Source organism: Parasedimentitalea nitratireducens (genome assembly GCF_057444295.1).
This window is the reverse complement of the sequence record NZ_JBYAXC010000002.1, coordinates 805,741-830,279: the sequence shown is the minus strand read 5'-3', so window position 1 is coordinate 830,279 and position 24,539 is coordinate 805,741. Positions and strand designations below refer to the sequence as shown.

24 protein-coding genes are annotated in these 24,539 nt (G+C 55.7%); 5 read left to right on the top strand and 19 right to left on the bottom strand.

Annotated elements, in window-relative coordinates; all coding sequences use genetic code 11:
* Positions 1 to 45 precede the first annotated feature (45 nt).
* Complete coding sequence (locus tag AC2T28_RS09720) at positions 46 to 489, top strand: phasin, PhaP (protein ID WP_486748773.1); 444 nt, start codon at positions 46 to 48, stop codon at positions 487 to 489.
* 90 nt (positions 490 to 579) lie between these two features.
* Here AC2T28_RS09720 and AC2T28_RS09715 read toward each other — a convergent pair whose 3' ends face one another.
* On the bottom strand, positions 580 to 1,449 hold the full coding sequence (locus AC2T28_RS09715) for an NAD-dependent epimerase/dehydratase family protein (protein WP_486748772.1): 870 nt from the start codon (positions 1,447 to 1,449) through the stop codon (positions 580 to 582).
* A 189-nt stretch (positions 1,450 to 1,638) separates the two neighbouring features.
* Here AC2T28_RS09715 and phaR point away from each other — a divergent pair, with 189 nt between their 5' ends.
* Entirely contained in the window at positions 1,639 to 2,208 is a 570-nt protein-coding gene (gene phaR, locus AC2T28_RS09710; RefSeq protein WP_486748771.1) for a polyhydroxyalkanoate synthesis repressor PhaR, read from the top strand.
* Positions 2,209 to 2,301: 93 nt separating this feature from the next.
* Here phaR and AC2T28_RS09705 read toward each other — a convergent pair whose 3' ends face one another.
* The 15 genes from AC2T28_RS09705 to AC2T28_RS09635 form a co-directional block, all read right to left on the bottom strand.
* Entirely contained in the window at positions 2,302 to 3,510 is a 1,209-nt protein-coding gene (locus tag AC2T28_RS09705; protein ID WP_486748770.1) for a DegT/DnrJ/EryC1/StrS family aminotransferase, read from the bottom strand.
* 125 nt (positions 3,511 to 3,635) lie between these two features.
* Positions 3,636 to 4,946: an NAD(P)/FAD-dependent oxidoreductase gene (locus tag AC2T28_RS09700; protein ID WP_486748769.1), complete on the bottom strand. Its 1,311-nt coding sequence runs from the start codon at positions 4,944 to 4,946 to the stop codon at positions 3,636 to 3,638.
* Positions 4,947 to 5,059: 113 nt separating this feature from the next.
* Positions 5,060 to 6,418 carry a glutamine synthetase family protein gene (locus AC2T28_RS09695; protein WP_486748768.1) on the bottom strand — a complete coding sequence of 453 codons (1,359 nt, stop codon included), beginning with the start codon at positions 6,416 to 6,418 and terminating at the stop codon, positions 5,060 to 5,062.
* Positions 6,418 to 7,098, bottom strand: a complete 681-nt coding sequence (locus AC2T28_RS09690) for a type 1 glutamine amidotransferase (RefSeq protein ID WP_486748767.1) — start codon at positions 7,096 to 7,098, stop codon at positions 6,418 to 6,420. Before AC2T28_RS09690 ends, AC2T28_RS09695 begins: the two co-directional genes overlap by 1 nt.
* Positions 7,099 to 7,158: 60 nt before the next feature.
* On the bottom strand, positions 7,159 to 8,478 hold the full coding sequence (locus AC2T28_RS09685; protein ID WP_486748766.1) for a glutamine synthetase family protein: 1,320 nt from the start codon (positions 8,476 to 8,478) through the stop codon (positions 7,159 to 7,161).
* Positions 8,479 to 8,622: 144 nt separating this feature from the next.
* Positions 8,623 to 9,429, bottom strand: a complete 807-nt coding sequence (locus AC2T28_RS09680; protein WP_486748765.1) for an ABC transporter permease — start codon at positions 9,427 to 9,429, stop codon at positions 8,623 to 8,625.
* Positions 9,426 to 10,307 carry an ABC transporter permease gene (locus AC2T28_RS09675; RefSeq protein WP_486748964.1) on the bottom strand — a complete coding sequence of 294 codons (882 nt, stop codon included), beginning with the start codon at positions 10,305 to 10,307 and terminating at the stop codon, positions 9,426 to 9,428. Before AC2T28_RS09675 ends, AC2T28_RS09680 begins: the two co-directional genes overlap by 4 nt.
* Before the next feature lie 100 nt (positions 10,308 to 10,407).
* Entirely contained in the window at positions 10,408 to 11,115 is a 708-nt protein-coding gene (locus AC2T28_RS09670; RefSeq protein ID WP_486748764.1) for a transporter substrate-binding domain-containing protein, read from the bottom strand.
* A 42-nt stretch (positions 11,116 to 11,157) separates the two neighbouring features.
* The gene (locus AC2T28_RS09665) at positions 11,158 to 11,931 is read right to left on the bottom strand and encodes an ABC transporter ATP-binding protein (protein ID WP_486748763.1); all 774 of its coding nucleotides are present in this window, start codon (positions 11,929 to 11,931) and stop codon (positions 11,158 to 11,160) included.
* 311 nt (positions 11,932 to 12,242) lie between these two features.
* On the bottom strand, positions 12,243 to 13,013 hold the full coding sequence (locus AC2T28_RS09660; RefSeq protein WP_486748762.1) for a phosphate/phosphite/phosphonate ABC transporter substrate-binding protein: 771 nt from the start codon (positions 13,011 to 13,013) through the stop codon (positions 12,243 to 12,245).
* On the bottom strand, positions 13,010 to 13,450 hold the full coding sequence (locus AC2T28_RS09655) for a tellurite resistance TerB family protein (protein WP_486748761.1): 441 nt from the start codon (positions 13,448 to 13,450) through the stop codon (positions 13,010 to 13,012). Before AC2T28_RS09655 ends, AC2T28_RS09660 begins: the two co-directional genes overlap by 4 nt.
* A complete protein-coding gene (locus AC2T28_RS09650; RefSeq protein WP_486748760.1) occupies positions 13,450 to 13,917 on the bottom strand; it encodes a tellurite resistance TerB family protein in 468 nt (155 codons plus the stop codon). The genes AC2T28_RS09655 and AC2T28_RS09650 overlap by 1 nt, the downstream gene beginning before the upstream one ends.
* Positions 13,918 to 13,953: 36 nt before the next feature.
* On the bottom strand, positions 13,954 to 14,247 hold the full coding sequence (locus AC2T28_RS09645) for a DUF1330 domain-containing protein (protein WP_486748759.1): 294 nt from the start codon (positions 14,245 to 14,247) through the stop codon (positions 13,954 to 13,956).
* Positions 14,248 to 14,458: 211 nt separating this feature from the next.
* Entirely contained in the window at positions 14,459 to 17,545 is a 3,087-nt protein-coding gene (locus tag AC2T28_RS09640) for a valine--tRNA ligase (RefSeq protein ID WP_486748758.1), read from the bottom strand.
* Between the two features lie 117 nt (positions 17,546 to 17,662).
* Positions 17,663 to 18,094, bottom strand: coding sequence for an Lrp/AsnC family transcriptional regulator (locus AC2T28_RS09635; RefSeq protein WP_486748757.1), 432 nt, complete (start codon positions 18,092 to 18,094; stop codon positions 17,663 to 17,665).
* Positions 18,095 to 18,202: 108 nt separating this feature from the next.
* Between AC2T28_RS09635 and AC2T28_RS09630 the strand changes: the two genes are divergently transcribed.
* Together AC2T28_RS09630 and AC2T28_RS09625 are read left to right on the top strand one after the other, a co-directional pair.
* Positions 18,203 to 19,354 (top strand): type III PLP-dependent enzyme, encoded by a 1,152-nt coding sequence (locus AC2T28_RS09630; protein WP_486748756.1) that lies wholly within the window; start codon positions 18,203 to 18,205, stop codon positions 19,352 to 19,354.
* A 442-nt stretch (positions 19,355 to 19,796) separates the two neighbouring features.
* On the top strand, positions 19,797 to 20,870 hold the full coding sequence (locus AC2T28_RS09625) for a DUF2235 domain-containing protein (protein WP_486748755.1): 1,074 nt from the start codon (positions 19,797 to 19,799) through the stop codon (positions 20,868 to 20,870).
* Between the two features lie 14 nt (positions 20,871 to 20,884).
* Here AC2T28_RS09625 and AC2T28_RS09620 read toward each other — a convergent pair whose 3' ends face one another.
* Together AC2T28_RS09620 and metF are read right to left on the bottom strand one after the other, a co-directional pair.
* Entirely contained in the window at positions 20,885 to 21,376 is a 492-nt protein-coding gene (locus AC2T28_RS09620) for a PaaI family thioesterase (protein ID WP_486748754.1), read from the bottom strand.
* A gap of 52 nt (positions 21,377 to 21,428) precedes the next feature.
* Complete coding sequence (metF, locus tag AC2T28_RS09615) at positions 21,429 to 22,295, bottom strand: methylenetetrahydrofolate reductase [NAD(P)H] (protein ID WP_486748753.1); 867 nt, start codon at positions 22,293 to 22,295, stop codon at positions 21,429 to 21,431.
* A gap of 94 nt (positions 22,296 to 22,389) precedes the next feature.
* Here metF and AC2T28_RS09610 point away from each other — a divergent pair, with 94 nt between their 5' ends.
* The gene (locus tag AC2T28_RS09610; RefSeq protein ID WP_486748752.1) at positions 22,390 to 23,295 is read left to right on the top strand and encodes a LysR family transcriptional regulator; all 906 of its coding nucleotides are present in this window, start codon (positions 22,390 to 22,392) and stop codon (positions 23,293 to 23,295) included.
* Positions 23,296 to 23,403: 108 nt separating this feature from the next.
* On the opposite strand, the gene AC2T28_RS09605 is transcribed toward AC2T28_RS09610, so the two are convergent.
* The gene (locus tag AC2T28_RS09605; protein ID WP_486748751.1) at positions 23,404 to 24,444 is read right to left on the bottom strand and encodes an NADP-dependent oxidoreductase; all 1,041 of its coding nucleotides are present in this window, start codon (positions 24,442 to 24,444) and stop codon (positions 23,404 to 23,406) included.
* Positions 24,445 to 24,539 lie beyond the last annotated feature (95 nt).

Sequence of the window (24,539 nt, the reverse complement as noted above, 5' to 3'; positions counted from 1 at the left end):
GCAGCCGGGATGGTCCCGACGGCGGCATGATGAGGATTTGGAACTATGGCTTTGAACCAAGACTTTACCGCCGTCATGAAAGACATGATGGGTGCATTTCCTGTGGACACCACTGCTATGGAAGACGCAGTTAAGAACACTGCCGCTTTGAACGAAAAGCTGTCGAACGTTGCTCTGGACGCGGCTGAGAAATCCGCTGAAGTTTCCAGCAAGTGGACCAAAGAAACTCTGGCCAAGCTGGGCGGTATGTCCAAAGCTCAGGCTGATCCGGCTGACTACGCCAAAGCTGTCACTGATTTCGCCAGTGCCTCGGCTGAAGTTGCTGCTGAAAACATGGCTGCTTTTGCCGAAATCGCCAAGAAGGTCCAGATGGACACTGTTGAGCTGATGATGGCTGCTGGCAAAGAAATCAGCGAAGAGACAGCGACTGCAGTTAAGAAGGCCACTGATGATGTGACTTCGGCAGCCAAAAAAGCTGCAAAGAAATAAGATAGTCCACAAGCGACACCTGCTCCTCCCTCTAGGTGTTCTTGTGTTGACGGGCAGGTCGAAAGACCTGCCCTTTGTCGTTTCGGGTGCTTAGAACTGGGCGTTCTGAAATTGGGTATGGCGAGGCTGCCAACCACAGGCGCTGCGAATTTTATCGGCGCTCATCTGTTGGTCTAATGTCGGCCCCTCGGCCCAATCCCCGTGCTTGGCAACCACGTGTTTCAGGTTTCTCACCAGGTATCCTTCTTGATGGCTATGGCGCTGGGTGATTTCGGAGATGATGTCAGACACTGAAATCCCATGTTGTGCTGCGACATTGAAGCTACCGGTCAGGTCAGTGTTTTCCATCAGCAAGCGATAGGCCACGGCCAGATCATCGCGATGCACCAGTGGCCAGCGGGTAGTGATACTGCCCCAAACCTCGATCGGGTCACCGGCTTGTGCCTGTTGGATAAAGCGTGTGAACACACCGCCTTCTTGGTGGTAAACCATAGCAGGGTGGAGAATTGCGGGTGAGATTTGTGGCGCATCAAACAAGGTGTCACCATTTTCCGTCATCCAGGCAAAAGAGGAAATGGGGCGCAGAGGCCGGGTTTCGCAGGCAACCCGGTTGCCGGTTTCTCCGTAGAGCCAGCAACCGCCGGTATAGAGCAGCCGCAAAGGTGTGTGCCGTCGTGCGGCCTGTCGCAGTATCGCATCCATCGCATGGCTATCGACCTGGGCCATGTCGTCGTCAAACGTGGTTGCCAATTGGATCAAACCGTCAATTTCGGTCACCAGCTTGGCCCAGACTTCTGGGTGCCGCAGATCACCGCGGTGGGGCGTTGCCCCCAATTGTTTCAGCTTGTCGTCTGACCTTGTTGAGCGGCTAAGGCCGATTACGTCGTGCCCATGTTGGACCAATTCCTGTGTAACGGCTGTGCCTATCGAGCCAGTTCCGCCCAAGATAAGAATTTTCATGTGTTGCCCCATGTGTTGTTCTCTGGGGTAACTCTCTAAAAGCTCAAGCCCACTTTAGGTCAAGAAGAAAAAGTCGCCGGTGTCGTTAAAGGACCGGAACAATTTGTTTAGCGGGACCTACAGTGCTTTCTTTTTGTGCTGCGCTCGCATAGGCTTTGCTGCAATGCATCATATGCCGGGAGTATCGACATGGCGGAACAGGAAAAACCCTTGCTGATCAAGCGGTATGCCAGTCGTCGACTGTATAACACCGAGACCAGCGACTATGTCACACTGGAAGATATCGCTGGCTTTATTCGTGCGGGGCGCGAGGTTCAGATTATTGATCTGAAGTCGGGTGATGACCTGACCCGGCAATACCTGCTGCAAATCATTGCAGAACACGAAAGCCGGGGAGAGAATGTGCTGCCGGTGGATGTGCTGAACGATCTGGTACGTAGTTATATGGTGCCGGGTGGTGGGATGATGCCGCAGTTCCTGCAAAGCTCGTTTGAAATGTTGCGCGACAGTCAATCGCAGATGGCCGAAACGATGACGGCGATGAACCCAATGGCGCAAATACCCGGCTTTGAAGCGCTTAAAGCTCAGCAAGAGGCGTTCTTGAAGGCCATGACTGGCGGTATGGCAGGCGCAATGGGAAATGGTTGGGCTGGAGGATCTCGTGAAAGTTCCAAGCCTGAGAGCGATAGCGGCGAAGACCTGGATGATATCAAAAAGCAATTGGCAGAACTGCAGGACAAGCTTTCAAAACTGAAATAGCCCCCGCGCTGGTGGTGCGCGCAAGCACGCACTCTACACAGGCTGACAGGTGGCCTTAAACAAAACCCCGGAAAACTCCGGGGTTTTGTTGTGTTAGGCTGCGGCCCGGCCTTTTACTTCGGCGGCGGATTCGAGCAGAACATCGGCGATGACATCCAGCTCATCACGTGTCAGCCTGACTGGAAGGCGCACATCGCAGGCCTTCATCAGCATTGCGCGGGTTTGTGGCAGTTCTGGCAAGTCTTTGATGAACTGCCAATTCCAGAAGGCGCGTGCATTATCGTCGGACAGACCAAAAATCTGCACCTTGAGGCCGCGCGCTTCGGTTGCTGTGGCAAAAGACTTGATCTCTTGGGCAGACATATCAACCAGATTGAACTGGATGGAGTCCGGGGCGCGTTGTTCTGGTGGCAACGCGGTGGGGACGTGCAGAACAGGGGAACTGTTCAAGCGTTCGGCGACGTAGTCATGGTTGGCGCGCCCGTCCCGTACCCGGCGCATCAGCTCGGGAAGTTGCGGGCGGATGACCGCAGCCGACAGGTTGCTTAGCCGCAAGTTATACAGGGGCAGCTGGTTCTGCCATTTGACAAAAGCCTGCGCCAGATCGTCGGAGTTGTCGCCACGGGGGCCCTTGTGCTTTTGCCAATTGTGTTCGTAGGCGCCCGACATGACTACAGCACGGGCGACGAGTTCGGCGTCGTCGGTGATCAGGATCCCTCCTTCGCCAGCGTTGATCATCTTATACGACTGGAACGAGAAGCAGCCGATACGGCCAATGGTGCCGATGTTGCGATCATTCCAGGTTGTTCCCAGCGAATGCGCTGCGTCTTCGACCACCGGGATATCCCGGGCATCACAAAGCGCCATGATGGCATCCATGTCCGAGGTGTGACCGCGCATATGGCTGATGATCACAGCCTTGATATCCTGATCCAGCTTGGCCTCGAAGTCGGCCAGATTGATCCGGTAATTGTCGCCGACTTCACACAGAACGGGCACACATTCGGCATGTACCACCGATGAGGGCACCGCAGCAAAGGTAAAGCCGGGGATCATAACGCGGGAGTCGCGGGGCAAATCGAGGGCTTTGAGCGACAGGAACAAAGCGGCGGAACAGGAGGATACAGCCAGGGCATATTTGCATCCCAACAGCTCGGCAAACTCCTGTTCGAGCAGCGCAACTGGGGCGTCTTGTGGCGCGGTATAGCGGAACAAGTCACCGGATAACATCAATGCATCAATGGCTTCGCGCGCTGCTGCAGGGATGGATTCGGCTTGATGTACGTTGGGGAGGGTCCGCATATTTCAAATTCCTGAATTTAACCTTTGGAAAAGGTAAAACAAAGGGCGGGGCGTGCCAAGAGGAATCCGTACTTCACGCCGAAGATTTGGCAAGAAACTACTGATCTGTTGCAAGGATAACGAGTTTACAGGCCCAGGCGGTCGCGCATGGCGTACCATGTCATGGCCAAGACCAAGAGCGGTGAGCGCATGCCTGGCCCGCCGGGGAAGGAGGGGGCCGGAACGCGTGACATGGCGTCGAATCCTTCGCTTTGCCCTTGGATCGCCAAAGCCATCAGCTGGCCCGCATGGGTGGCCGTTCCAACGCCATGCCCGGAATAGCCCGAAGCCGACAACACATTTGGGCCAAGACGGGCCAGATAGGGCATTCGCTTCATGGTAATGCCAAGTGTGCCGCCCCAAGTATAATCCACCTTTACGTCACGCAGGTGTGGGAAAATCTGGCTCATGGGTTTGCGTACAACGGCGTCGATGTTGCTTGGGAACTTGTAGCCATAGCTTTCGCCGCCACCAAACAGCAGCCGTTTGTCAGCGCTGAGTCGGAAGTAATTGACGACAAACTTGCTGTCGGCCACCGCAACATCACGAGTTAGAACCTTGGCGGCGTCATCTCCCAGTGGTTCGGTTGCGGCGATGAAGTTGTTGATCGGCATGACCTTTGCGGCCACTTGACCATTCAATCCGCCAAGGTAGCCGTTGCAGGCCAGGACCAGGTGATCGGCGGTGACGCTGCCTGCGCCGGTGTTGACTTTGACCTGCGCGCCCGGCTCTAACTGAAGAACTTCGCTTTGCTCATGAAGAGCGGCGCCTGCGGCCGCCGCTGCCTTTGCCAGCCCAAGTGCATAGTTCAGCGGATGCAGATGCGCTGCGCCCATATCCAAAAAACCGCCCTGATAATCGGGCGAGGGGCACATCTCATGACAGGACTGCTTGTCCAGTATTTCAAGCTCGTCATAGCCATAACGGTCCTGCAGATGCGCGCCGTATTCATGTAGATGCGCCACGTCGCTCTTGCTGGAGCCGGTCCAGGCGACGCCGGGTTTCAGGTCGCAATCAATGTCGTGGCGCTTGATCAGATCCTTGACCAGATCCTTGGCATCTTCGCCCAGCTGCCACAGTTTTGCAGCCTCTGGATCTCCCATCAATGCCTCAAGACCATCTTGGTCCAGACGTTGACCACTGCCTAGTTGGCCTCCATTACGACCAGAAGCTCCAAAGCCAACGCGATGGGCTTCGAGCAGGACCACGCTCAATCCGGCCTCAGCCAGATGCAGCGCGGCCGAAAGGCCGGTGTAGCCACCACCAATGATACAGACATCGGCGCGCGCGTCGCCGTTTAAGGGGGCAAAAGGCTTTAGCGTATTTGCTGTCGCGGCATACCAGCTATTGGGATACTGGCCCTTGCGATCATTGCTGTGCAGCAGGTTCAAACCCATAGTGTGCCCCCGTGTGGTCGGGCCCGACCCGTTGGTCAGGCTCCAGATGTTTCTTTTTGCTTCAAATACTCAATTCGCAACCGCCGAACCTGGCCAGCGGTTGCGAATCTGCCTCAGACATTCAGCAGCAGATGTTCGCGTTCCCAAGGTGAGATGACCTGCAGGAACTCGTCATACTCGGCACGCTTCACGATGGAATAGACACGGGCAAAATCTTCACCCAGCACCTTATGAAGCGCCTCTGCACTGTCGAAAAGCTCCAGCGCCTCACCCATGACCTGAGGGATGTCTTCGTCGGCGGCATAGGCGTCGCCTTTGAACTCGGCACTTGGGCTGCGGTGTTCGGTCATGCCAAGATATCCGCAGGCCAGCGAGGCTGCAATGCCAAGGTATGGATTGCAATCCATGCCTGCCAGACGGTTTTCAACACGACGGGCCGAGGGACCAGACAGCGGCACACGAATACCTGTGGTCCGGTTGTCTTTGGCCCAACTCAGATTGATCGGCGCAGCTTGGTCTTTGACGTAGCGACGGTAGGAGTTCACATAGGGTGCCAGCACAGCGATTGCTGCGGGTAGGTGGGTTTGCAGACCTCCAATGAAGTGATGAAAGGCGTCGGTTTCCTCGCCATTCGGGCCGGAGAAAATGTTATCACCCGTAGCTGTATCGATGATCGAGTGGTGCACATGCATGGAGGAGCCAGGTTCGTTGGCGATCGGCTTAGCCATGAAGGTGGCATAGCAGTCGTGGCGCAGAGCGGCCTCGCGAATCAGGCGTTTGAAGTAGAACACTTCGTCGGCAAGTTTGATCGGATCGCCGTGGACCAGGTTGATTTCCAGCTGACCGGCGCCGCCTTCCTGGGTGATGCCATCAATTTCGAACCCCTGCGCCTCGGCAAAGTCATAGATGTCGTCGATCACCGGGCCAAACTCATCCACGGCCGTCATCGAATAGGCCTGACGGGCGGCGGCGGGGCGGCCCGAGCGGCCCATCATTGGTTTGATTTCTTGTAGCGGGTCGGTGTTGCGGGCCACCAGATAGAATTCCATTTCCGGCGCCACAACAGGCTTCCAGCCTTTGGCCGTATAGAGATCAACCACTCGTTTCAGCACATTGCGGGGTGAAAATGGGATTGGCTCGCCAGCGCTGTTAAAAGCGTCATGGATCACCTGAAGAGTCCAATCGCCGGTCCAGGGCGCAGCTGTGGCTGTGCTCATGTCCGGGCGCAGCACCATGTCCTTTTCGATGAAGCCATCTTCGCCTGCGGCCTCACCCCAACCACCAGTGATGGTCTGGTAGAACACGCTGTCGGGCAGGTGAAAATAGTCTTGCCGGGCGAACTTAGAGGCAGGAACCGCTTTGCCGCGGGCGATGCCGGGCAGGTCAGAGACGATGCATTCAACTTCGTCCAGGCGACGGCCATCCAGATAGGCCTTGGCAGCTTCGGGCAGGGTGGATTTCCAATCGGACATTAAGCCCTCTCTTTCTTCAAGAATGACGCCATGAAACTGGCGATTTCGTCGCTGTCGTTAGGCACTTCCAGTTTGGTCTGGGCCTTGTCCAGAATTGGGTCAGGCACCACACCGCGACCGCGTTTTTCGATCAAGCCGCCGACAAAGTCAGATTTGAATTCGGGGTGGGGCTGCACGGTCCAGATGGTGTCACCGTAGGCAAGGATGCCATTCGGACAGAAGTCGTTACCTGCCAGAACGCGGGCGTCCTTGGGCAGTTGCGTCACCTGATCCTGATGCCAAGCGTTCATCGACAGAGAGCGACCGTCTTGATTGTATTCAACCCGGCCAATTGCCCAGCCACCCTCGTATTTCTCGACCTTGCCGCCCAGAGCCTGTGCGATGATCTGATGGCCGAAGCAGATACCAAGCGTGGGCAGCCCCTTGGCGTGGATGTCGCGGATCAGCTCTTCGAGCGGGGGGATCCAGTCGTGATCTTCGTAGACCCCAAACCGGGATCCGGTGATCAGCCAGCCGTCGGCAGCGTCAGCACTTTCGGGAAAGACCCCGTCCAGCACCGCGTAAGTCTCAAATTCAAATCCGTGGCCATCCAGCAGGGTGCGAAACATCTGGTCGTAGTCACCCGAGGTTTCGATCAGCGCATCAGGGGCGCGGCCGGTTTGAAGTATTCCGATTCTCATGTGTCACCTAAATTTGATCAAATTCAGCCTAGCGGAGGCCGAACGGTCGGACAAGGGGGCTCAGACTGCTTCCAGCAAGGACAACCAGTGCGTCTCTTTAGGGCGCTCTGCAAAGAGGCGCATCTCTTGCCGTTTGGTCATCACCAGATTGCGGATTGTCATGTCTGGCAGGATCCGCGCGATCAGCGGATCGGTTTCAAAGGTATCAATGGCGGCGCCCCAGCTGTCTGCCAGCTGTGGCAGATCTGCGATCTCATACGCATTTCCCGTGATCGGGGCCGGGGGCATCATTTGATCTTCGATACCCACAAGGGCTGCGCCTAGAACAGTTGCGAGCATCAAATAGGGGTTGATGTCGCCACCGGCCACCCGGTGTTCGATACGTCGCGACACAGGGGGGCCACCGGGGATGCGAATAGCCGCTGTGCGGTTCTCATAGCCCCAGGCGGCGCTGGTGGGTGCATGGGCCCCTGGCACCAACCGTTCGTAGGAATTGCCATGCGGCGCAAAGATCAATGTGCTGGCAGGCATAGCTGCGAGACATCCGGCGACGGCATGTTTCAGCAGGTCAGACCCGGTGTCGCTGCCATCGTCAAAGACGTTGTTTCCATCGCTATCTACCACCGAGAAATGGACGTGCATTCCATTACCGGCTTCCTCGGCATAAGGCTTGGCCATGAACGTTGCAGCCAGCCCATGCTTGCGTGCGATGCCTTTGACCATGGCTTTGAATAACCAAGCATCATCCGCCGCACGCAGGGCATCCTGGTGGTTCAGGTTGATTTCGAACTGGCCCAAGCCACCTTCAGAAATGGCGGTTTGGGCGGGGATGCCCATAGCCTCGCACGCGTTGTAGAGGTCGGTGAAAAAGTCATCAAAGGCATCTAATTCGGCCAGAGATATTGTGGCGTGGCTGTCAAGCGCACGTCCTGTCACAGGGTTCTTAGGAGGGCAGGGCTGGTCACCGTTGGCATCAACCAGGTTGAATTCCATTTCGGTGGCTGCAATGACGGTCCAGCCGCGGTTGGAGTATTTTTCCAATACGGTTTCAAGCGCATGGCGAGGGTCACCCAAGAATGGTTTCCCATCATCATAGTGCAGGGTCATCGGCACCAGTGCTGAGGCATTGGCTAACCAGGGCATGGCAACAGGGCCGCGATCGGTTGGCAGCAAAACGCCATCTGCATCACCGGATTCAAACACCAGTGGGCTATCGTCGATATCGCTGCCCCAGAGATCTAGGTTCAGGGCGGACAGCGGCAAGCGTGCGCCACCCTTGTCGAACTTTGCGGCCATTGTGGAGGGCATGCGCTTGCCCCGCATCTGACCGTTCAGGTCGCAAGCGGCAATGCGAATGGTGCTGAGGCTAGACAGATCCATAGTGGGCTCCCTTAGTGATTAAGAGAGGTGTAGCGCAGGACTTTGCCCGCGCCAAGATAATTTGATCAAAAGTTTCAGTTGAAGGGGCTGCGTAAACAAAAATGGCTCCCGAAGGAGCCATTTGAACGAAAACCAATACGGTGATTAGCGCATGATATTTGGCTTGAACTTGATTTTTGCTCGCCGTGCCTGGGGCAAATGCCGGTTCAGGCGTTTGTTCACTATTCCAAACAGCGAGATGATCAACAGCGTCAGCATGATGAAGTAGAACGCCAGGATCGGGTAGGGGATAAACGGGTTGAACGTTTTATCCGCAAAGTAGCTGGCATAGTACAGCGCATCGCCTTTTTGACGCCAGGCCGGAAAGCCCGAGAAATAGACCAGCGTGGTGGCATGGAACAGGAAGATTGCCTCGTTTGTATAGGCAGGCCAGGCGAGGCGAAGCATGGTGGGCCAGACAATCCGTTTGAACCGGGGCCAGCCGGACAGGCCGTAGGCATCGGCAGCTTCTACGTCACCCTTGGGGATCGACTGAAGCGCGCCGTAGAAGATCTCGCCAGTATAGGCGGCGGTGTTCAGGAACAGCACGATCAAAGCACCCAGCCAGGCTGAGGTGAACGGATCAAAGATCGGTGAAACACCCTTGAGGCTAAGAAACAGGAAGTAGGCAAAGAAGAACTGGATGAACAGTGGCGAACCACGGAACAGGAAGATGAACCATTCAGCCGGTTTGCGGTATCTGGCGTGGCTAGAGTTCTTGGCCACGGCGAGTGCAGTTGCAAAAAAGAACCCGGTGACGACGGCCAGAACACCAAAGTAAACATTCCAGATCATGCCGGAACCGATCAGGGTGAACTGTTCACACAGGGTGAAATCACTGCGCGGCAGCAAACGTTCGCCGTAGCCAAGCGAACGGAATGCATAGTCTTGTACAGTCTGAAAGCAGCTCATGACGCTTTCCTTTGTGCTTCGCCACCCAGGGTGGCCTGCCCGTGAGAAAGTCGTGTCATTAGTTTCTCCAGGAAAACTTCGGAGACTTTGGTAAAGGCAAGATAGAAGACCAGAAGCGCCAGGAAGTACCACATGCGCCAGTCACCATGGGGATAGGCGGTGAATTTGGCGGTCTTAGATCCACCCATTTCGCGGGCCCAATAAACAATGTCTTCGACGCCCAACAAGAACAACAGCGGCGTGGCCTTAATCAGAACCATCCAAAGGTTCGACAAGCCGGGTAGGGCATAGACCCACATCTGCGGCACCAGAATGCGCCAAAACGTTTGGCGATGTGTCATGCCATATGCTTCGGCGGTTTCGATCTGGGCGTGGGGAACCGCGCGCATCGCCCCGTATAAAACATTGGCGGCAAAGGCGCCAAAAACGATGGCAAAGGTTATGACCGCGAGGGAAAAGCCATAGACCTCGTGCATCCACTGGGGAGAAGATCCCAATGGCATCTTGGCTATGTCGCAGACGACAAAGTCGCTGCCCTGGCGAATGGGTTCAGCCCAGTCTGGGCATTTTGCCTTGTGCAGCAGCCATTCAATGCCCTGGTCCAATGCAATGACAAAGAACATGAAGAAGGCGATGTCAGGTACACCACGGACGATGGCGATATATCCTTTGCCCAGCCAGCTAAGCGGAGCAAACCGTGCGCGAGCTGCCATGGCGCCACCAAAGCCAAAGGCCATTGCGGTGGGGGCCGTGATGGCCAAGAGCAACAAAACTGTCCCAAACGAGACATAGAAGGACATGTGCTTACCTGTGGTCAGGTAGCAGCTTAGCCACTTGATGCCCTCAAGGACGGCAGGATCAGAGCAATAGGAGAAGATGGTGAGCCTCGAATTCTAGAGCCGTTCAGGATCGCAACGGGAATAGTAAGGAGAGGGAGCAAAGCCCCCTCTCACAGGTCTTGATGTTAGATCAGGGCGATCAGAATTGGCCCTCGATCTCCCATTTTGCCAGCAGCTCGTTCAGCGAACCGTCTTCTTTCATCGAAGCGATCGCTGCGTCGAACTTACCGCGCAGTTCAGCATCGGACTTGCGGAACGCCATGCCGATGCCGCCACCCAGCAGGATGTCTTCGATCAGCATCAGATCGGTTTCTGCAACGATTGGGTTCAGGTAGTCTTTGTCAGACAGAACCGCGTCCGCTTCGCCTGATTTAACAGCAGCGATGGTTTCATCCGGTGTTGGGAATTCAACCAGAGTCGCACCTGATTCAGCAACGTGAGCCGACTGGATGGTCGAAGCCTGAGCTGCAATCACCGCTGTCTTCAGGTCAACGTCAGCAGACATTGCAGCGAAGGAAGATGGCGACGGCTGAGTGTAGCCCTGGGTGAAGTCAACAACTTCAGCGCGCTCAGCAGTGATCGACATGCCAGCGATGATGGCATCGTAGTTGCCCGAGGTCAGGTTAGGGATGATCGAATCCCAGTCGTTGGTGACCCACTCACAAGTCTGGCCAGCGCGTTTGCACAGCTCGTCGCCCAACTCGCGCTCAAAACCGTCAACTTCGCCTGAATCGTTCAGGAAGTTGTATGGAGGGTAGGCGCCTTCGGTGCCCAGGCGAACAGTGTCGGCCATTGCAAAGCTGGCGGTCAGTGCCAGAGCGGCGGTGCCCAAAAACAAGGATTTCATTGGATTACTCCCATTAAGGTTGGTTATTGATTATTGTTCTTATCAGTGACGTGTGGCGGACAAAAAGCCACGCAACCGTTCGGATCGGGTATTGCCGAACAATTCGTCCGGGCTGCCCTCTTCTTCGATCAGACCTTTGTGCAAGAACACAATATGGTCAGACACATCAGCGGCAAGCTTCATGTCGTGGGTCACGATCAGCATGGTGCGGCCTTCGGCTGCAAGGTCCTTGATCACTTTGACCACTTCCTGTTCCAGCTCTGGGTCCAAAGCCGAAGTAGGTTCGTCAAACAGCAGGGCTTCGGGTTCCATGCACAGGGCACGGGCAATGGCTGCGCGTTGCTGCTGGCCTCCAGAAAGCTGAGCGGGGTAGACGTCGCATTTGTCGCCAATACCCACTTTTTCCAAATACTTGCGCGCTGAGGCTTCGGCTTCGTCGCGGTCGCGCCCAAGAACGGTCACTGGGGCTTCCATTACGTTTTGCAGGATCGACATATGCGCCCACAGATTGAACTGTTGGAACACCATGCTGAGATTGGTGCGGATGCGAAGTATTTGTTTTGCATCTGACGGGCGGCGGTTCAGCCCATTTCCACCCCAGGAAATCGGCTCACCTTTGAACAGGATCTCGCCCTGTTGGCTGTCTTCCAAAAGATTGCAGCAACGCAATAAAGTAGATTTTCCCGAGCCCGAAGAGCCGATGAGGGAAACAACGTCGCCGCGTTTAGCAGTTATATCGACCCCTTTGATGACCTCAAGTTCACCATAAGATTTGTGTAAATCGCGGATTTGCAGAACAGGTGTTTCGTCGGTCAAGGGTCTTAGTATCCGCTTGTTGTGAAGTTAAAGACAGTATTGGACCTAAAAATGGCACTAATGCAATGTGCAAAACGGGTAATGCGTCGAGTTAGGTGGCGATTTGACCATAATATGCGTCGGAACGGAAGTGGGGGCTTCTTGGCTGCTGGTTTGGAAAACCACGATAAGTCACCGTCCGATTTATGATTTTATTCAGGATGCAGTTGCCGGTTGAAACTTGGCTGTACGAAGTCGTCGGAAAGGGCAGTTTTGTGATCAGGATTCTGGGGCACGCAAGCACTTCAAAATCCCAAGATCCAGATGCCTCGTCAGTTGAGAGCGCTTCGACCCTGCCGAACCATCAGGGTGGGTCCCAAAGGTGTTGGCACTGCCAGATATTCCGCAGGGGGAATTTCCATCATGCCTGTTAACTGCAGAGTTGCGCGATCACTGTCAGTTAGGTTTGCCACTGCCGAGGTTAGAGCCCCAAACAGCGACTGCCTATCCTTGTCAATTGACGTGATAAAGGGGAGGGCCGGAGTGGGACTGGTACGCGTGATCTCGGTGAGTTCTGATGAGAAATCATCGTAACGCTGAATCATTGCCCAGGTTACTGCGTCCAAAGAGGCAAAATCGGCGCGTCCTTCGGCAACGGCAAGAGCTGAGTTTTGGTGGCTGCCGGTTTCAACAAGTTCGCCAGGCATAAGCCGCTGCTCGCGCATGTGCATCACAGGGGCCGCCCAGCCTGACTGGGACAGCGCCTCGTTATAGGCAAAGCGCTGGCCATCAAATGCGGCCAGAGAGTCGCCTTCGCGGTTTTTGTGGGCGAGGATGACGCTGTTGTAATGCCCCGGAGGGCAGTCAGGCAGGCCGTAGTCGGGGGTTCCGACCAACTGAACATGACTGTAGAGCCGGGTTCGATAGGGCATACCGCAGGTCTGGGCGAGCAGCAGATCGGGTGATCTCCAGATGTCCCAGACATCTGCATCGCGTGACAGGTGATCGGGGCCTTGCCCCAGCTCCGTTCGGATTGCTTGCCAGAATGCATCGTTTGCCGCTGCGGTTTCAGGGCGGTCATACATTCCGAGATAAGCAATCACTGGGCTTTCTCCATCCGGCGCCGGGCCAAGGCGCTGTCCACATCACTAACGCCTAGCAGGTTGGCGGACAGACGCAAAATAGCATCTTCGCCTTCATCACGGTGGCCATCAGCCAGCACCACTTGCCACAGTGATTCGATCACGCCGATACGGTCTTCGTATGCGACCGCCTCTTTGATGGCGCGGGTAAAGCGAACCGTGTCTGGGGCCTCGGCCTCCATTGCCTCGGCCTGTTCGCGCAAAATGATCGCTTCGCCCATATCCAGACCGTAACGGGCTGAAATAATGCGATCAATGCGGTCCTGCTCGACGTCTGCATAGTTATGATCTGACCGTGCAATGCGAACCAGCAGCGCAGTCAGCGCAAGGCGCGCATCCTGAGGATCCAGCGCTGAAGGGGCCGGCTGTAGTAGTTTGTTCAGGAGGTCTTTGAACATTAGTTTTCCTCGGACTGAGTTGCGAGTTTGGCCTTGGCCTTGGTGCGGGCCGCTTGACTGTCGGCGTAAGACAGGCCCATTTCGCTGCGGATTTCTTCGATGATGCTGACTTCGCCGGGGTGTTCGCGGCCATCGGCCAGCACTACTTCCCAAAGGGCGTCCATTGCAGCCAAACGTTCGTCAATTCCTGTGGTTTCACGGATCAGGCGGCCAAAAGTATCGCTTTCGGGTGCTGCAGCCTGGAGCTTTTCGCAAGTAGCCCGCACTTTGGCGGCTTCGATTGCGTTGTGCTGGTAGAGCCGCGCAAGGGTGCGATCGATCAGGCTGATCTCTTCGAGCTGATATTCACGATCCGATTGCGCCACCCGCACCAACAGGGCTCCCAGGGCTAGTTCGGCATCTGGATCAGGTAGTTTGGTCTGGCCCTGCGGGCGAATGGCTTGAAATAGTTTTTTCAAAAGTGGCATGAAACTCTCCGGAACGAGTATCTTGTCAGTATGGGGTTACCCATCATAACCCTCAATGATCTCCATGTCGCCAGTTGAGACCGGATCGCGCAGAGATTTGGCATCTTGGTAGGAAACAGAGTCGTAACAGGCTTTGGCCGTTGCAAAATCTTTGAATTCGATGACCACAGTACGGGCGCGTGTTTGGCCTTCACGCACTTCTTTGTGTCCACCCCGGACAAGAAATTTCGCACCATATTCGGCAAAAGGCGCTGCATTTGCAGCGACGTAGTCCTTATAGCGGTCCATGTCATCCACATCGACATGGGCAACCCAATATCCCTTTGGCATCTGTCTCTCCCTAATTCTGGAGTGCAGGCTGGAGTAAAACTGTTCTTATATCAATGAGATGCTGGAACAATTTTTCCCCCTGTTACGATTGGCAAGGAGTGGTGCGTGCAAGCACACACCCTACACAGATAGGACTGGACCGGGTTTGGTGCAGCTAAAAGCAAAAACGCCCACCAAAGGGCGGGCGTTTTAATAACAAATCGGCGTGGGATCAGCCGATTTCAGACAGACGTGCCAGCGCCTCTTTGATCTTGGCTTCTTCCTCTTCGCGCAACTCCAGGTTAGCGCGGGTTTCGGCGACCACTTCGGCTGGGGCCGAATCCGCAAACTTGGGGTTTTTCAACCGGCCACGCAGGCCACCGAGCTCTTTCATCAACTTGCCAAGGTTCTTTTCCTGGCGGGCTTTTTCGGCTGCGACATCAATGATCTCGGCCAGTGGCAGCGCGAAGGACGCGCCGGGGGCACCGATGGAAATACAGCCCTTGGGCAGGGTGTCGGCCGCCTCAAGGCTTTCAATGCGAGCAAAGCGTTTGATCAGCTCGCCGTTGCGATCCCAATAAGCCTGACCAGCGGCGTCAATCTCGGTCACCAGCATCGGAACTTTGGCACCGGCGGGTACGTTTAGCTGTGCACGGGCTGAGCGGATGTTGTCGATTACTGCGATCACCCAGTTCATCTCGCGCTCGGCATCAGCGTCCACCAGATCGGCTGCCGAGTAGGTTGGCCATGTGCCATGTGCCAACATCTGCGAAGCGTCGCCAGCCTCGTAGCCACGGCCCTGGGTGACGTTCCAGATTTCCTCGGTCACAAATGGCATGATCGGGTGCATCAGGATCAGCGCCTGATCCACGGCCCAGGCATACACCGCCTGAGTTTCGTCCTTGGCGGGTTGATCGTCGGCAAAGAAGATCGGCTTGGTGAATTCTAGATAGCGCGCACAGAAGCTGTTCCAGAAGAAGGAATAAAGCGCATTGGCGGCGTCGTTAAAGCGATAGGCCTCAAACGCGCCATCCACCTCTTCACGCAGTTTGGCGATTTCACCAATGATCCAGCGGTTCAGGGGCAGGGTGGCTTTGGGTGGCTCGGCCCCACGCTCGGCACTGAAGGCATCAATCTGGCTGTCACCGTAAGAGGACGCTTGCCAGATCTTGGTGACAAAGTTGCGATAACCCTCGATCCGTTTCATGTCGAGCTTGAGCACACCGCCAAGGCTGGCCATGGCCGCATTGGTGAACCGCAGCGCGTCGGCGCCGTATTCATCAATGATTTCCAGAGGGTCAACAACGTTGCCGGTGGATTTCGACATCTTCTTGCCCTTGGCATCGCGCACAAGGCCATGCAGGTAGACTGTGTCGAACGGGATTTTTTCCGCAACTGGACGGTCCGACAGAACCGCCATTTGCATCATCATCATTCGCGCAACCCAGAAGAACAGGATGTCCTGACCGGTGACCAGGGTCGAGGTTGGGAAGTATTTTTGCAGCTCTTCGGTGTCTTCGGGCCAGCCGAGGGTGCCGATGGGCCAGAGGCCGGAGGAGAACCATGTGTCCAGCACGTCGGGGTCGCGGTCTAGCAATACCTTTTTGTTTGCCAAGAATTCGTCTGCAATTTCTTGATCGGTATATTCACCAGAATCTGTAACTGGTTCAAATCCTGTACCATTGTAGTACTTACCAGCGAGGGCAAGGGCTTCTTCAACAGAAGCAGCACAGAATGCCTTCATTTTGCCGTAAGTGATTCCTTCTTCATCGTCTGTAAGCGCTGGTCCATACCAAACCGGGATTTGGTGGCCCCACCACAGTTGGCGCGAGATGCACCAGGGCTCGATATTTTCCAGCCAGTGATAATAGACCTTTTCACCGCTTTCCGGCAGGATCTTTACATCGCCATTCTTCACCGCATCCAGCGCCGGGCCGACGATTTTGTCGGTCTCAACAAACCACTGGTCGGTTAGCATCGGCTCAATCACCACTTTGGAGCGATCGCCAAAGGGCTGCATGATCGGCTTGTTCTCGACATAAGGCACGGTTTCCGAAACCTCGGTCTCGTTGCCGTCCTCGTCCTTGACCGTCTTGGTGACGGTCTGCATCACGGCCAGACCTTCGGCGGTGATGTCGGCCACCACACGTTTGCGGGCCTCAAACCGGTCCAGGCCACGGTATTCCTCGGGCACCAGATTCATCGCGGCGATGGAGGCCTCGGTGAACTCAGCCTCACCATTGGCGATGGCCTGCGCGGTGGCGGCCTCGTCAACATAAGGCGCACCATCGGCGCGCATATTGGCCTTGGTGTCCATCAGGTTGTACATCGGAATGCCGCCGCGCTTGGCAACCTGATAGTCGTTGAAGTCATGCGCGCCGGTGATTTTCACCGCGCCCGAGCCAAAGTCTTTGTCCGGGTACTCATCGGTGATGATCGGGATCAGACGGCGCTGCGCCTTGGGGCCAACCGGAATTTCGCAGAGCATGCCTACGATGGGCGCATACCGCTCGTCCGACGGGTGTACCGCAACCGCGCCATCGCCCAGCATGGTTTCCGGGCGGGTGGTGGCGATGGAAATGTAATCGCGCTCTTCTTCGAGCACGACATTTCCGTCCTCGTCTTTTTCGACGTAGGTGTAGGTTGCGCCACCTGCCAGCGGGTATTTGAAGTGCCACATGTGGCCGGCAACTTCGATGTTTTCGACCTCAAGATCAGAAATCGCGGTTTCAAAGTGCGGGTCCCAGTTAACCAGCCGCTTGCCGCGATAGATCAGGCCCTTGTTGTACATGTCCACAAAGACCTTGATCACGGCATCATGGAAGTTGGGCGAGTTTTCGTGACCTGTGCGGGTATCACCCTGAGCGCCGGACATGGTGAATGCAGTGCGGTCAAAGTCGCACGACGCACCAAGGCGCTTCAGCTGCTCAACAATAGTGCCACCGGATTTCTCTTTCCATTCCCAGATCTTTTTCAGGAACTCTTCGCGGCCCAGTTCTGCGCGCGACGGCTGTTGGGTGCGGGCCAGTTCACGCTCGACAACCATCTGGGTGGCGATGCCTGCGTGGTCAGTGCCCGGCTGCCACAAGGTGTCAAACCCCTGCATGCGCTTCCAGCGGATCAGGATGTCCTGCAGGGTGTTGTTGAACGCATGGCCCATGTGCAGCACGCCGGTCACGTTGGGCGGTGGGATCATGATCGAATAGGAAGAGGCGCCGGGCTTGGCATTTGCCCCTGCCTTGAAACAGCCTGCTTCATCCCAGGCCTTGTACAGCCGGTCTTCGGCTTCGGCCGCGTTGAATGTCTTTTCCATCGCCATTGCGTTTGTCCTGCGTCGGTATCCTTGGTTGTGTCCCACTTACCCAATAGGCGCGCCAAGGGGAAGGGAGAAGGACATCGCTGGACCAACGGCAGTGAGAATGGACGAAACAGTTGTTCAGGTGCGGTCCAGCTTGGTGGCCAGGTGGATCAGGCTTTCAGAGGACTTCACGCCGCGCGCCTCGCCGATACTATCGATGGTTTCATCCAGCTCGGTTGTGGTTTGCGCGACCACTTGGGCGAGCAGATCAAACCGACCCGAGGTGGTATGGACCACCTGGACACCGGGCAGGATGCGCAACCGGGCGAGGACTTCGGGGCCGGAGCGAGGTTCGATTGAGATCAAGACCGTGGCCTGTAGTGGGGGGCGATCAGAAAGAGAGGCGCGCAGTGTGTAACCAGAAATGACGCCTGTGGTTTCAAGCCTGTCGATCCGGGCCTGTACAGTGGTGCGTGCCAGCCCAAGCAGGCGGGCCAGTTCGGCCACCGGTCTGCGTGCGTTCTCGCGCAGCAAATTCATCAGTTTTTGGTCGGTTTCGTCAGGTTGCATGGTCGCCTCGTCGATGTGACGTAAGTTTTGGTCAAAATAGTCGGAGTGTCGGGATATTTCGACGGGTCATTTTCCGAAACTGGGGAAAAACTACGAGGTGTATTCGAAATGCAGCAAATTTCTCCGCTTTGGCATGATCCTGAAACACATTTGGCGCGCCGTCAGCCGGATCATCCTGTGCTGTATTTCTCGCCTCGGGTTCTGCACCAGACCGCAGCGCGGTTTCAGTCCGGGTTTCCTGGCTTGGTAACCTATGCGGTTAAGGCCAATCCCCATCCTGCCGTGTTGTCTAATCTGGTGGCAGCTGGGATTGGTGCGTTTGATGTGGCGTCGCCTGCCGAGATGGCAGCGGTGCGTGCTGCTAGCCAAACCGCGGCTATGCATTACAACAATCCTGTTCGCTCGATTGAGGAAATCAAGGCCGGTATTGAGCATGGCATTGATAGCTGGTCGATCGACGAAATGAGCGAGCTGGAAAAACTGGCTGACGTTCCGCGTGACTGCGAAATTGCAGTGCGGTTTGCCATGCCGGTGGAAGGGGCGGCTTATGATTTTGGCAGCAAGTTTGGTGCCGAGCCGGAGCAAGCAATCGAGTTGCTGAAACGTGTCGCCGAAGAAGGCTGGACGCCGTCACTGTGTTTCCACCCCGGTACGCAATGCGAAGATGCAAATGCCTGGGTTGCTTACATCGCTGAGGCTGGTCGGATTTGTCAGGCCGCAGGTGTCAAGATTGACCGATTGAATGTAGGCGGTGGCTTTGCAGCAAATCGCGATGGTATTGCCCCCGACTTGGAGCATACGTTTTATGCAATTGCCGATGCTGTCGAGGCTGCGTTTGGCAAAGATCTGCCAACATTGATCTGCGAACCGGGGCGGGCAATGGTGTCCGAGGCCTTTACCCTGGCTGCACGGATCAAAGGGATCCGCGATGGAGGTGAGTTGGTGTTCCTGAATGACGGCATTTATGGCGGGCTCGTTGATATTCGTGATATGGGGCTGCCTGGGCGTGTTTTTGTTGTGGCTGGTGACGGCTCACATCGTACCGCTGCTGCGAAGCCGCGTGTGGTGTTTGGACCCACATGTGACAGCCTTGATCGCCTGCCCGATGGGTTGCCACTGGCGGCCGATGCCGAGGCTGGTGACTATGTTCTGCTACCGGGATTGGGTGCTTATTCTTCATCAATGAGCACCCAGTTTAATGGCTATGGCCTGTCTGATGTGGTGACGGTGATTGAACTGGAAGCACCAGCTTCGACTTAACACGAACTGAGGTCCGCAAAAGCGCGGGCAATGGCTATCTTGTGTAACAAAACGCGCTTGCCATCTGATTTCAGGGGGCAAGCAATTGCTATGGTCGCAAGAATGACTCCCAAAAGTTCCAAGGTGCGACCATGTGGAGCGGCACGGCGTTCTCAATCGTTACGATATAGAAAGAATTTTCGGCAATTCTGTTGCTAAGGCGCAGTAGAGTTTCTCGCGTCGACCCGGCTGTGAAACCGCGGTGAGAAACAGAACAGGGGCAAGGGGCCATAATAGCCCTACCTATATTCTTGTAGCTCAAGAAACTCGAAATAAAGAGCTGGGTGCTTTGCTACCTACATTTTTGCTTCTGGCATTCGAAGTGTCGAACCGATGCAGAAGCGTACCTTGGTTGCGCTACAACGCGCGATTAGCAGGGCTCAAGTGAAAGAAAGAAGTTGGAATGTTCCTGACGAAATTGAGTAGACGGGTTTTGGGGTGGCTTGGTCGCCCCCTTCGCTCAGAACATTCGGCAGAAACTAAACAACGCGGCCCAATGGCCCATGTGATTATTCTGGACGGGACTATGTCGACACTGGAACCTGGTCACGAAACTCATGCCGGGACAACTTATCAATTGTGCCAACAGATGAGCGGCCAGGTGTCAGTGTTCTATGAGGCCGGGGTGCAATGGCAAAACTGGCGCTCGACACTTGATGTCATGATGGGACGTGGAATCAATAGGCAGATCCGCCGCGCCTATGGCTATCTTGCGTCGCGCTACCGACCTGGTGATCGGATCTATCTGATGGGCTATTCGCGTGGCGCTTTTGCTGTCAGGTCACTTGCTGGAGTGATTGACCAAGTTGGATTACTAAAGGCTGAACATGCCACGGTGCGAAATATCCGCACCGCCTATCGGCACTACCAAGGGGAGGGGAGCGAAGCGTCGGATCAGTTTAAGCGAGCCTTTTGCCATGATGGTGCTGAGATAGAAATGATTGGCGTGTGGGAAACCGTTAAGGCGTTAGGGTTGCGTTTGCCAATTTTGTGGCGCTGGGCAGAAATGCAACATGACTTCCATGACCACCAACTGGGTCACAGCATTCGAAATGGATTTCATGCGTTGGCACTGGATGAAACCCGCCAAGTGTTTGAGCCAGTGTTATGGGAATGCCCTGCTGGATGGCGAGGACATGTGGAACAGGTTTGGTTTCGCGGTGCGCATGGTGATGTCGGCGGACAACTGGGCAATCACGAAGAGACACGTCCTTTGGCCAATATTCCGTTGGTTTGGATGCTGGAAAAAGCAGAAAACTGTGGACTGCCGCTGCCTCAGAACTGGCGGTTGCAGTTTCCGGTCGACCCCAAGGCACCCTCGGTTGGCACCTGGCGCGGCTGGGGTAAAATATTCCTGCTGCGCAGTCGCCGCCGGGTCGGCTTGGACAGTAGCGAACGACTGCATAGCAGTGTTGGTGCAGCTTCCGAAAGCAAAGCGACGGGGATGCAAGCCCTGCGTTCAAGAGCGGCGCGCTGAACTTTCACAATTGATCAGTTTGCGGCGCCTTTCAGATTCATCACGATGCACGTCGTCGAACCTGTGGCGTAAAGCTTGCCATCTTCGACACCGCGAATTTCAGCCCGCGCAACCCCGGTTGAGCGACCAACGTGTTCGGTCACTCCGATGCAGTCTATGATCATACCCAGTTTGATAGGGCGCAGGATGTTTATCTTGTATTCAAGCGTTGTATAAACGGATCCCTTGGGAACACGTGTCATCACCGCACAGGCCATCGCGCTATCCAACAAGGTTCCGTACCAGCCACCGTGCACAGTTCCCATTGGGTTGGTCACTCCAAACTCAGGCGTGCCGCGAAACACTACCTGTCCCGGCTCGACACTCAACAGATGATAACCAAGGGTTTGGGCAATGGGCGGACCAGGTAGCCGCCCTTCAAGCATGCCGGTCATAAACTCCAGTCCTGATATTTCAGAAATCTGGCTGGGCTTCAGCAAGTCGTCAAAAGACTGGGCATAGTACATGGCGCGTTCCTTTTGAGCGGACCCTAGGAACGCGCCGGAGCGCGGGCAAGTTTTACGCCACGTTCTCGAGCGAGACTTTTGGTGTCACGCCCAGAGCGTGGCACACATCACGGGTCAACTCGGGGCGGTTCAGCGTGTAAAAGTGCAGTTTCTCTACACCGCCATCCAGCAGATCCGAGCAGAGTTCGGTACACATTGCTGTGGCCAACAGATCTTCGCGATCATCGCGCTGGGCCTTTTCAAACGCCTCTTCGACCCAGGCCGGAATATGCGTGCCGCAACGGCGCGCAAAGTTGCGGGCACCTTTCCAGTTTTCAATAGGCAGGATGCCGGGGGTGATCAGGTGATCGATACCGGCCTTCACACATTTGTCGCGGAAGCGGAAAAACGTTTCGGCCTCAAAGAAAAACTGGGTCAGGGCTTCGGTTGCGCCTGCATCCATCTTGCGCTTGAGCCACTCTACATCAGCATCGCCATTGGCAGCCTCAGGGTGGGGGTCGGGATAGGCACCAACGCAGATATTGAACTTGCCGGTTTCGGCAAGGGCCTCGATCAGTTCAACTGAGTTTGCAAAGCCTTCTGGATGCGGTGTGAAACCGCCTGCGCCCTTTGGCGGATCGCCACGCAGGGCAACGATGTCCTTGACGCCAGCCATTGCAAACTGATCAGCAATGGCCAGGGTTTCTTCTTTGCTGGCGTTGACGCAGGTCAGGTGGGCCGCGACGTTTAGGCCAGATGACTTGTGCAATGTGGCAACCGCATCACGAGTTAGGTCTCGGGTTGTTCCACCGGCACCATAGGTCACCGACACAAAGCGCGGGTCCAGTGGAGAAAGCACCTGTACGGTATCCCAGAGCCGAAAGGAGGCCTCGAGGTTCTGCGGCGGAAAGAACTCGAAAGAAATCTCGGGCGTCGTCATTTGGGCATCTCCTATTCAACTCACCCCTTGTTGCATGTCACGTATTGTGAAACAAATTCATAATTCTCAAGAACAACATGAGTGAAACGACAGGATGCACATCGAATTTCGTCATCTGCGAACAATTAAGGCCATACATGAGGCCGGGGGGCTGGCGCGTGCAGCAGATCAGCTGAACATCACCCAAAGCGCACTAAGCCATCAGATCAAAGGGTTAGAGGATCAGGCCGGGGTCGAGCTGTTCATGCGTCGCACCAAACCGATGAAACTGTCGGCGGCTGGATTGCGGTTGTTGCGTTTGGCCGAGCAGGTGCTGCCGCAGGTCGAATCCATGCAGGCCGAGTTTACGGCGTTGCGCGATGGCCATACGGGCCGAATGCACATCGCCATCGAATGCCATGCCTGTTTTGAGTGGCTGTTTCCCGTGCTCGAAGGCTTTCGCAAAAGCTGGTCGGATGTGGATGTGGATATCAAGCCCGGTCTGGCTTTTGACGCGCTGACAGCGCTGCAAAAGGAGGAGGTGGACCTTGTTGTGTCATCAGACCCCGAAGATATTGCGGGTGTCGATTTCATCGAGCTGTTTGATTATGCCCCGGTATTTGTCGCCTCTGCTCAACACCCGTTGGCGGTTAAGCCTTATGTCGAGGCCGAGGATTTCTTGGGGCAGACGTTGATCACCTATCCGGTCGAGAAAACCAAACTGGATATCTTTAGCCAACTATTGATTCCAGCCGGGGTTGAGCCGACTGCTATTCGTCAGGTGGAGCTGACGGCGGTTATTTTGCTGCTCGTTGCATCTAATCGCGGCGTGTCGGTACTGCCGGATTGGGTTGTGCGCGAGGTGAAGTACTCGTCTGATTATGTCACCCGTCCGCTGACCGAAAAGGGTATAACCCGCAGTTTGTATGCAGCGATCCGCAGCGAGGATCGCGACAAGCCTTATATGCAGGAACTGATCCGCCTGGCGAAGGTCGAGGCGCGGAAACTGCAGCTGCAATAGTTGCGAATGGGACCAGCATTGGTGCGTGCTAGCACACACCCTACACAAAACGCAAAGCGTTGAGACAGGTGTAGGGGGCGTGCTTGCACGCACCACTGGCCTTCTGGCTCAGATCAGTTTTACCATTTGCTTACCCATATTGCCGCCTTTTAGCATCGACATGAAGGCCTCTGGGGCGTTCTCCAGGCCCTCAGCGATGTCTTCGATAAAGCGGATCTCACCTTTGGCGACCTTTGGTGCGACCTCCTTCAGGAACTCTGGATAGCGGTCGAAATGGTTTGAGATGATAAATCCGTTCACCGACAGAAATTTCACCAGAATGTTGCGCCAGATCCCCGGAGCCGACAGCCCGAGATCTGATGCGCCAGCACCCAGTCCGCCAGCATTGTACCAGCTGATCATGCCACAGATGGGAATGCGGCCGTTGCTGTTCATCAGCGGCATGACAGCCTCAAGCACCTTGCCGCCCACGTTTTCGAAGTAGACATCGATGCCATCGGGACATGCAGTCGCCAGATCTTTGCGTAGCGAGGCTGCGTTCGGATAGGCGCGGTGGTCCAGGCAGGCGTCAAAGCCAAAAGTTTCTGTTGCCAGTGCACATTTTTCGGCGCCACCAGCAATTCCAACTGTACGTAGGCCTGCCAGCTTGGCCAGCTGTCCAACCATGGATCCAACCGGACCAGTGGCCGCCGCGACAACCAGAGTTTCCCCCGCTTTGGGCTTGCCGTAAGCGTTCAAGCCATGCCAGCCGGTAAAACCCGGCATGCCCAGGACGCCTAGCGCGGCAGTGAGGGGGCCATGGGTTGGGTCGAGTTTTTGCAATTGATTGGCTGGCAGACAGCCATGGCTGGCCCAGCCAAACATCCCAAAGGCAAAGTCCCCGGGCTGAAACGCGGCGCTGTTAGAGGCGATCACCTCGCCAACGGCGCCGGCCTCCATTGTACCACCAAGGGGCACGGGGGCGGCATAGGATTTGGCGTCGTCCATCCGCCCACGCATATAAGGATCCAACGACATATAGTGGGTTCTGACCAAAACCTCGCCTGGGCCTGGAGCTGGTAGATCGCAGGTTTCGAGTTTGAAATTGTCGGGTGTTGGGGCGCCGGTGGGGCGACTGGCCAATACAATTCTTTGCATCTTATCTGACATGGTTTCTCCGGGGCTGACCTGTAATTTTCTGAACTGTGTAGTTTAGTTGCCGAAGGGGCAAGTGCGGCAATCGTTAACGTTGCGGAAAAGCTGAA